The following is a 1,225-nucleotide window of genomic DNA, read 5'->3' on the forward strand; positions in this document are numbered from 1 at the left end:
TTTTATATCCCTGATTGTTATCGCGCACCAGGAGGCCACGCCCCCGCCGACACCCCGACCGCGCGCCGCCTCCGGCGAACCGACAATGCCCGCCGATCGTTGCGTCGGGCGTCCAGGCTCAGGGGACAGACCGAGGCGGTCGCTTTCCCGAATTCCGGTGTGACACTCGCGACGGGCACTCCGGACATCTCAGGCAACTCTCAGCCATGAGACGGATGGTTGACGGGTACCGGGTTGTTGAACCGGTCAGCGGATCCCGCGCGATCCGTGCTGCACCGAAGGAGTGATCGTGCACCACAACCGTCTGAAGACCGCCGCGCTGCTCGGCCTGCTCACGTCGCTGATCCTGGCGGTGGGCTACTGGTTCGGCGGCAGTGGCGGCCTGGTCATCGCCGTCGTCGTCTCGCTGCTCATGAACGGCGTCACCTACTTCTACTCCGACAAGCTCGCGCTGCGCTCGATGCGGGCGCAACCGGTCAGCGAGGCACAGTTCCCCGAGCTGTACCGGATGGTCCGCGAGCTGGCGACCGAGGCCGGGCAGCCCATGCCCCGCCTGTACGTGAGCCCGACGTCGCAGCCCAACGCGTTCGCCACCGGACGGAACCCGCAGCACGCGGCCGTCTGCGTCACCCAGGGGATCACCGAGATCCTCGACTACCGCGAGCTGCGCGGCGTGATCGGGCACGAGCTGTCGCACGTCTACAACCGGGACATCCTCATCTCCAGCGTGGCGGCCGGTCTGGCCGGCATCATCACCATGCTGGCGAACATCGCCTGGTTCATCCCGCTGGGCGGTGGCGACGACGAGGACTCCCCGAACCCGGCCGTGCTGCTGCTCACCATCATCCTGGGCCCGATCGCGGCCACCGTGATCCAGCTGGCGATCAGCCGCAGCCGGGAGTTCCAGGCGGACGCCTCCGGCGCCCAGCTCACCCGGGACCCACTGGCCCTGGCGAGCGCCCTGCGGAAGATCCACATGGGTGCCCAGCGCCGGCCGCTGCCGGCCCAGGGGCAGCTCACCAGCACCGCCCACCTGATGATCGCCAACCCGTTCAAGGGCGGCGGCGTGGCGGCGCTCTTCTCCACCCACCCCAAGATGGAGGAGCGGGTCGCCCGGCTGGAGCGGATGGCCGCCAACAGCGGCCCCGTGCAGTTCCAGCGCTGAGGCACTGATCACCTTTCCGCCCCTGTGCGGTCCGCCGGTCAAGGGCGGTACGCCGGGTGT

At 69.1% G+C, this 1,225-nt stretch carries 1 protein-coding gene; it reads left to right on the plus strand.

Translation table 11 applies throughout. The features are described 5' to 3' along the window. Window positions 1–289: 289 nt before the first annotated feature. Entirely contained in the window at window positions 290–1,165 is an 876-nt protein-coding gene (gene htpX / locus AB0B91_RS66205) for a zinc metalloprotease HtpX (RefSeq protein ID WP_089003197.1), read from the plus strand. Window positions 1,166–1,225: the final 60 nt, after the last annotated feature.

It is taken from the genome of Nonomuraea sp. NPDC049141 (assembly GCF_040648415.1).
Lineage (GTDB): Bacteria > Actinomycetota > Actinomycetes > Streptosporangiales > Streptosporangiaceae > Nonomuraea.